Here is an 8,139-nt window from a genome sequence, read left to right as displayed (position 1 = left end):
ATGATTATATGGATTTATTAGATGCTCAAACAAGAGTTTTCCGTGATTTAAGTAAATCAGAGAAATTAGTGTATAGTAAAGCAAGTAACGGAACACCATTAACACCTGAAGAAGTAAAAATGCAGAAAAATATTGAAGACAAAATTGTTGAAAAACTTGGTGATGTGGATAAAAACAATGATGTCATTACTACTTTTTTAATCGAAAATGTGGAACTGGTTGATGATGAGGGTTTAACTAAAACTCAAAGGAAAAAATTCTGGACTACTTTAGATATTGGGACACGTGTCCTTATCTACAACCGCTGTAAAGAAATTATCCGCATTGATGAAAACTTAGAAGTGGAATTATTTCCACCTGTTGGATAGTTTTGTCGGTGAAGTGTACTTCCGCGTCAGTAAACATTTAGGAATTGTAATATCTGAAGTCATTAGAGGTTTCTATAATCATGACTGGGATATTATAATGTTAATGCGAAAATATGGGGAAGAAATCAAAGCTGAGCAGAAAAGAATTAAAAAAATGGAAGCGGAAGCTCGTAAAGTTAAACAGAAAAGCAAACGCATGAGGAAATAGATACTATGGTTAACACTAGTGAAGAAATACTTTTGACAATGAATGGGCAGGACAATGCTAGTCAAATGTTTGCTAATATTGATAAGAATGCTCAATCAATGGCAAGTAGTATTTCTGCTGCAATGTCAAAAGTGAATTCTGGTTTAATGAATTTAAGTCAAGTAGGGGATAATGTTGTTCAATCATTGACTGGGAAATCTGCTCTTGATAATATTCTTGGGAGTGCTTCTAAGAATGAAACTAACATGGTTCTCTTGGAGAATATGCTTGAAGATGTTGAAGCTAACTATGACTCTTTCTATAAGACTGTTGACACAACAACAGATAAAAGTTTAACAAGTATGCAAGAGTTGATTCCTGCTTTGAATGCTTTGAATGCTGCAACTGGAGCTACTGATAAAGAATTAGAGAACATTACTCCGAATGTTGCTAACTTTGGTGCAGCTGTATTAGCACAAACTGGTTCAGTTGATCGTGCTCAACAAGCAATGATGGACTTAAGTAAAGGTTATAAAGGAGCTTATGCGTCACTGGATCAGTACGGTATTACTGAAGATGCGCTTGCTCGTGAAGGTTATAATGAAGGTGACGGCCTGGAAAAGTATATGGATGCAGTGACTAAAGTTGTTGGTTCTACTGATAAGTTAATGGAAACTAATCAAGGTCTTGATGCTTTAATCGGTAAAAGCTTCAGTCGTGCGGGTAAGAAGATTGGTAATGAATTCTTACCAATAATTAAAGATGTTAAAAGAGGTTTCATTGATTTAGATAGTAGTCTTGGTGGAGCTATTGCTGGAAGTATACTTTTAGGTGAAGCCGGTATTGAAGCGGGTAATCGTATTATGTGGAATGTTTCCACTGCTGCTCAAGGAGTAAGGGATTTAAAAGAAGGTTTTGGTTTACTTCGTGATGCTATTAAAGGTGCCGGTAAAGCTGCTGAAGAAACTGGTGATGTCATTAACACTTTGAGTAATGCTAGTGATATTGCTTCTGGTGCTGCTGGGGCAGGTGGTGCTGTTGGTGCTGGAGCCCAAGCAGTCAAAGGAGCAAGTAAAGGTGAAAAAGCATTAGAAGGTGGAATGGATGCATTATTAATGGCAGACATGGTAAAAGGTAATAAATCCAGTAATAATGAATTGGCTAAATGGTTGCGTGAAGTTGAAAAATCAGATGATCTCTATGAAAGAATGGCTGAATTCAATTTAGAGAAAAGAGCAGAAAGAGCATCTAAAAGCATGGGTGTTAACCCTAAAAAATACTTAGATAATGTTAAAAAAGACACAAAAGGATTAGAAGAAGCATTGTCTAAATCATCTGAATTCATGTATGATGATGCATTATTAAAAGAATGGGAAGCATCAGGGCAAACATTCACTGGAGCTATTAAAGATAAAACTACAGGGTTTAAGAATAAATTAACTGGTGCATTCTCAACATTACGTAATTTTGATTATAAAGGAACATTACTTAGTCCTTTCACAAAAATGAAAAGTGGATTAACTGGGGTTATAAGTAGTATTAAAGGATTTAGTTTTGGTGGAGCATTACAATCCTCTCTTGAAAAAGGATTTGGTGGGATTGGAAATATTGCTAGTTCTATTAAAGGCAAATTCAGTTCATTAAGTAGTACTTTAAGTGGGATTAATATCTCTGATTCTTTTAAAAATTTTGATTCTAAACTTTATCAAAGCATTAAGGGATTTAGTTTTAAAGATAGTCTTGGTGGTTTGAAAGAATCAATTAAAGGGCTTCGTGGAACTGCAGAAGTTATTGATGAAGTTGAAGATGTTGCAGTTACACTTAAAGGTGCTGATGCAATTGGTGATGGAATGATGGCGGCAGCTGCTGCTGGTGATGCTGCGGCAGCGGCTGGGCCTGCAATGGAAGCCGGCGCAGCTGGTGCTGAAGCAGCTGCTGTAGGTGCAACTGGTTTAAGTGCAGCATTCACATCAATGATTGTTCCTGCATTAGCTTTAGCAGCAGTAATTATAATCATGATTCCAATATTAGCAGTTATTGCTGCAGAGGCTATGATAGTGCTCCGTTTATTAGCAGAATTAATGGAAGCATTAAGCTTTGACAGTATTAACCTTGATGGTGCGGTTAAAGGCATTCAATCCATTACAACTGCATTATTATGGGTTGGTGCTGCAATGTTAGCATTAACAGCAGTGAACATTGCAACTCAAATCGCAATGGTTACAAGTTTCTTCTTAGGTTTAACTGGACCATTAGAAGCAGCATGTGATGCATTATTAAAAGCAGCTGGATTATTAAGGCAATTTAGTGGTGTGGGAATTGATGCTAGTGTTGCAACTAATATTCAAAACATCACTTCAAGTTTATCAAGCATTGCAACAGCAATGACTGCTTTAACATGGAGTAACATTGTAACTGGTTTCAGTGATTGGATTGCAGGAGCATTAGGATTTGGAAGCGTTACTGAAGGATTAACCCAAGCCAAAGATGATATTATAAAAGCTTCCAGTATTATTAATGAATTTTCTGGTATAACCCCACTAGATGATAGTGTTGCTAATAACATACAAAATGTATGTGATAGTCTCGCTAGTGTAGGTAATGCTATGTCTGCATTACGAAGTATTCGTGATGGTCAAAATTGGGATGACCTCTTTGGCGAATTAATGTCAGGATTATTCGGTGAAGGAGTAGACATTCAACAAGCATTGATAAATGTTAAAGATGATATTATCGAAGCTAGTCAAGCATTAGCCCAATTCACTAATATCACTGAAATCCCCGAAGGTATTTCCGAGAATATTAAAAAAGTTTCCGATACATTAACTAGTGTTAATGAGGCTTTTGAAACATTACGAGGTATGCGTGATAATAGTAATTGGGATGAATGGATGCAAGGTTTATTTGGAGGTACTGATATTGCATCTGCTTTAGAACAAATCAAAAATGATTTAATAACTGCTTCTCAGAAATTAGCTGCATTATCTGGTTTATCTGAAATATCAGAAGACACTACTAATAAAATTAAATTAGTTGGTGATGGTTTAGCAAAAGTCTCAGAGGTATGTAACACTCTAAGTAATTTACCTCCAATGGAAGGTTTTGATTCTAGTACAATCACTACTGCTGTTACTAATGTTCAAACTGCAGCTACTGAATTAGCAAAACTAAATCAAATCACATTCGATGGAGCGGCTGCAGATACAATATTGGGGGCTATTCAAACTACTCTTGAAAATGTGAAAACAACATTAGCCTCAGCCAGTGGTTTCAGTGAACCGGCGACTAATATCGGAAGTCAAATTGTTAGTGGAGTCAAGTCTGGTTTATCTCCTTTAACTAGTACTATTCAGGGTGCGGTGTCTTCGGCTACTGGTGCGGCTGCAAGTACTGGTTGGACTGGTGGGTCACGTATTGGAACATCAACAACAAATGGTTTTAAATCCTCTTTGAAATTGGCTAGTGTTATGACAACAGAAATGGCACATGTTAAAACAGCAGTGGACAATGGTATATCAGCTGCTAAAACAGCTGCAGAAAGTGGAGCTCAGGAAGTTGTAGCAGCATTTAAATCAGGTATTAATGTTGGTTCTCCAGGGGATATTGCACGTGCAATGAAACAGGAATTGATTTATACAAAAGACTTTATTCTCGCAGCTTATTCTCCTTTAAAAGAAGCTGCTTATTCTCTTGGACAAAATATTGTTAAGGGTTTTGGAAGTCCTAGTCTTGACTTTGACATGTTTATGAATGGTGGAACATTAACTGCTGACTACATTGGAGCTTTACAAACAACAATAAGTAGAGCCCCTGATAAGCAAGATAACAGACCTGTTACAATCATTGTTAGTGAAGGTGCTGTTAAATTAGATGCACGTAACTACACAACTAAAGAAGCTCAAGGATTGATGATTACTGCATTCGAAGGAATGGACAATATTACTAAGATTGATGTAAACGGAGTATGATGCGAAATGGGAATGTATGATGATATCTTAACTGGTGTTTCTGAGAATATTGAAATCATGGGATATCCTTTTTATGCTGAAAATATTCAAGGAGAAGAACCATTCAATCGAAGGGAAATAATACAGAAACCTTTGTTGAATGGAACTATGATTACTAAAAGAGGTCGTTATGTTCAAAGGAAATTTAGTTTCAAAACTACTTTGTTTCATGGTGATGGGCGGGCTGATGCTCATGATGATATTCTCCGTGAAATTAACAGTAAACCTGTTGAAGTGATTAGTCAAAGTATGGGCGGTAAATTCAAAGCTGTGGTTACTTTCACTAAAGATATCTTTGAAGGTTCGCCTTTCCATACGGATTATGATGTTGATATAATTGAAGTTCCAGAGAGTTCATCTAATATTCCTGGAGAAAATAGATTAGTTGTTCCAGAAGTGAAAAAGGTATCTGTTTCTAATACTACTAATAGCAGTAGTAAGATTAATACGGAATTGAATAATCAATTGAATAATCAATTGAATAAATGTAATGTTCCTTATAAAGACGGTCAGAAAAATGAATGTGTTAAAATCTTACAGGAAAAACTTATCCTATTAGGTTACTTAGATGAGAAATACAAAACCGGCCGTTATGATAACAGAACTATTGAAGCTGTTAAAAGTTTCCAAAGGTCCACAAATGGTAAATTATTAGTTGATGGTGTCTTTGGAATGTATACTAGATTGCATTTAGTTAAAACATGAATGGAGGAGTATTTATGAGTGATATTGAAATATTGCCTCCAATTGGGGTTTCTGGTTTTGAAGTATATAAAACAGAGAATGACCCTGAATTTAGTTTAGGTGAAAATTCAAAGGATAAATTTGTTGCTTTAAATGGAACTACAACTGAAATTGCATGTTATGACAATATGTATGATAACAGTTTCGATGAAGATTATGAAGGTATAAGTAACACTGGGAGCGCTTCTTTCCCTGAAATCGAATTGGACCGTTTTTGTAAAGGTCGTAAGATTTGTTTGAAAAAAGCAAATGATACAGGTGAAGTTTTACAATGGGATGACTTGGTAACTTGTTTATTAGGTTTTATTTCAGAACAGTCTTTCACCACTGAGGGTGTTGATCTAAAACTTGTTGGTATGAGTAAATTATTGGATCAAGAAAAACAATTTACATTTACAAAGACAAAAAGGTCAGAGATTTTAAAACAAATCATTGAAGCTGCAGGTTTAAAAGCAGATGTTGACCCTACCGGTCTTAATGATGAGGTTATCGATTATACTAACGTTTCAAGTAGCGGTTCTAGTGCAACTGGTGGTGAAGGAGAAACAATTGATGAATTAGTTAAAAGTATTATTGGTTCTGAAACTGATGATTTAAAGAAATGTAAACTTATTCATGACTGGTTGAAAAAGAATGTTAAATATAGTTATTATTCTTGTAGTAAGTATAGTTCTGCTGAAGAATGTTTGAATAATAAAACTCGTTTGAATTGTGCGGATACTGCGAGATTGACACGTTCAATGATGGCCAGTGCTGGTTTAAAATGCTATGTTGTTCAGCGTACTTATGATGGAGGGCATTTCTGGACAATCATTGAAATAAATGGCAAAAAATATGCTAGTGACCAAACTGGAGATGGAAGTGCTTTTAATACTGTTTGGAAGGCAAGTGGCAGAACTAGTGTAAGTGATGGTGGAGCTTATTCTAAAAAATGTGGAGATAATCCTTGTTGTTAAAATTGTATGATGGAGGATAATATGTCAACTATTGTTCTTGGTTGTGATACTAATGCTTCGAATGATGCGAAATGTCAGAATGCTGTTGCTAAAATATTAAAGAATGCAGGGCATACTGTGGAGAAATTAAGCATTGGTCCTAACTCATTTGCATCTTATTCATATAGTAAAAAGGCAAAAGGGAAAATTGGTGTGTTCTTGATTGCTTCAGGTATTACTGCTATTGCTGATTTATATGATGGGAATACTAATTTTAAATATGCTTATTTTGGGATAAGGGGAGATTTGAAACAACCTCGATTATCTACAATGTCTGATTTTAAAAACAATCCTATTAGTAAGGATAAGCACGGGGATTGTATAAGTAAATCATGTAATAAACTTGCAGGTAAAACCTATCCTCAGATGAATGAAATAACTAAAAGTAAATGTATTGCTGTTTTTGGCACAACTTGTGATGAATTAGGGAATAACATTGTAAAAGCAATGGGAGGGGACTCTAGTAGTTCTAGTTCTAAAAGTTCAAGTTCACCAATACGCACTGCTATTAAAGAAGTGTTATATGGTTGGAATGGGGATGTTGAATGCTTTCTACGTGATGATACAATTCATATTCGGAGAATTCAAGACCCCACTAAAGCCACATTATCTTTAATTGAAGATGTTAATGTTTATTATGACAGTATCAGTCTCACAGATATCAACCCTAATACTCCTAATAAGTTGGTTGTTGAATGGAATAATTCCACTTATGTTATTGAAGATACTGATAGGATTAATCGTTTTGGTGAGAAAAAACAGACAATTAAAGCCAACCTTGCATCTGGAGAGAATATTAATGATTTTGCTTACCGTGAATGGAATAAATTATTAAAAGATGATGGCCGTGTTCTTGAATGTAAAGTTGACGGCTCTCCAGAATGGCGGAACGGCCAATGGGTTCGTGTTTATATGCCTAGTTTTAAGTTAGATGGTTTCATGTACTTAACAAAGGTTTCTCATGATGATAATATTGATTGGACTTGTAATTTAAGATTAGTAGATTATCCTCCTGATTTAGGCACTGAACCTACACAGAAAAGTACTGATGATTCTGATTCTACTGATGATATTGAAAGTGGTGATTCGTAAATGGGAAGTAAGGATGTTACTGTTACTGATGCAAGAATGAAAGAAGTTTTAAGGAATCAAGTTAAACCAATCATCTCTGAAACGGTCCCTCCAATGATTAATAAATCTTTAGAGGAAGTTCGATTGTTTACGGGTATTGCTACAAAATTCTATCATTACCTGGATAAGGTTGAAGTTAAATTGGATAACTCGGATAGTACTGTTTTATGTAAACGGTTGCATATTTTTGGTGGTGACTTGGTTGACTTATTCACTCCAACTGCAGATCATCAAAGTTTCTGTGATAAACTAAAAGAACCTTGCATTATCCCACGTGATACATTACATTGTCTCGTTATTAATATTTTTGATAATAGTGATGAGTATTTATTGTTAGGTTTTTTTCAAGTTGAAGAATTTGTTGGTTTGAACCCTGCTAAACCAGGTAACTTAAAAATTTGCGCTGTTGGTGGGTTAAATCAATTTTGGATTAAATTCGGTCATGATGGTTTGGATATTAGGACTAATGAAACTCCAACTACAAATGTTGGAGATATGGATGCGGACATGTCTTCTGTTGTTTATGCTGATTCTGGGGAGGTGTACACTAAAGAAGAGGTGTATACTAAAAGTGAAGTTGATGAGTTAATAGCAGCGAAAATCGCTGAAGCTTTAGAGGGGGAATGATTATATTGACATTGCCTGTTGATACTAGTAGTGATGATTATCGTTTCAATAAAACTTTAAATGAAGATGTTCAAGTAAAG

General features: G+C 35.3%; 7 protein-coding genes. All 7 read left to right on the top strand.

Annotated elements, in window-relative coordinates; all coding sequences use genetic code 11:
• Positions 1-368: hypothetical protein (locus IJI93_RS10280; RefSeq protein WP_292822701.1), on the top strand; the 368-nt coding region annotated here is incomplete at its 5' end.
• Positions 361-576 carry a hypothetical protein gene (locus IJI93_RS10275; protein ID WP_292820101.1) on the top strand — a complete coding sequence of 72 codons (216 nt, stop codon included), beginning with the start codon at positions 361-363 and terminating at the stop codon, positions 574-576. The genes IJI93_RS10280 and IJI93_RS10275, both read left to right, overlap by 8 nt.
• Before the next feature lie 5 nt (positions 577-581).
• On the top strand, positions 582-4,523 hold the full coding sequence (locus tag IJI93_RS10270; RefSeq protein ID WP_292822699.1) for a hypothetical protein: 3,942 nt from the start codon (positions 582-584) through the stop codon (positions 4,521-4,523).
• Between the two features lie 6 nt (positions 4,524-4,529).
• Positions 4,530-5,267, top strand: coding sequence for a peptidoglycan-binding protein (locus IJI93_RS10265; protein WP_292820096.1), 738 nt, complete (start codon positions 4,530-4,532; stop codon positions 5,265-5,267).
• Between the two features lie 14 nt (positions 5,268-5,281).
• Positions 5,282-6,262 (top strand): transglutaminase-like domain-containing protein, encoded by a 981-nt coding sequence (locus IJI93_RS10260; protein WP_292820094.1) that lies wholly within the window; start codon positions 5,282-5,284, stop codon positions 6,260-6,262.
• A gap of 21 nt (positions 6,263-6,283) precedes the next feature.
• Positions 6,284-7,393: a hypothetical protein gene (locus tag IJI93_RS10255; RefSeq protein WP_292820092.1), complete on the top strand. Its 1,110-nt coding sequence runs from the start codon at positions 6,284-6,286 to the stop codon at positions 7,391-7,393.
• Positions 7,394-8,059 (top strand): hypothetical protein, encoded by a 666-nt coding sequence (locus tag IJI93_RS10250; RefSeq protein WP_292820089.1) that lies wholly within the window; start codon positions 7,394-7,396, stop codon positions 8,057-8,059.
• Positions 8,060-8,139: the final 80 nt, after the last annotated feature.

The sequence above is a fragment of the Methanobrevibacter sp. genome, from assembly GCF_017431965.1.
Lineage (GTDB): Archaea > Methanobacteriota > Methanobacteria > Methanobacteriales > Methanobacteriaceae > Methanocatella.
This window is presented reverse-complemented; position numbering and strand designations above follow the sequence as displayed.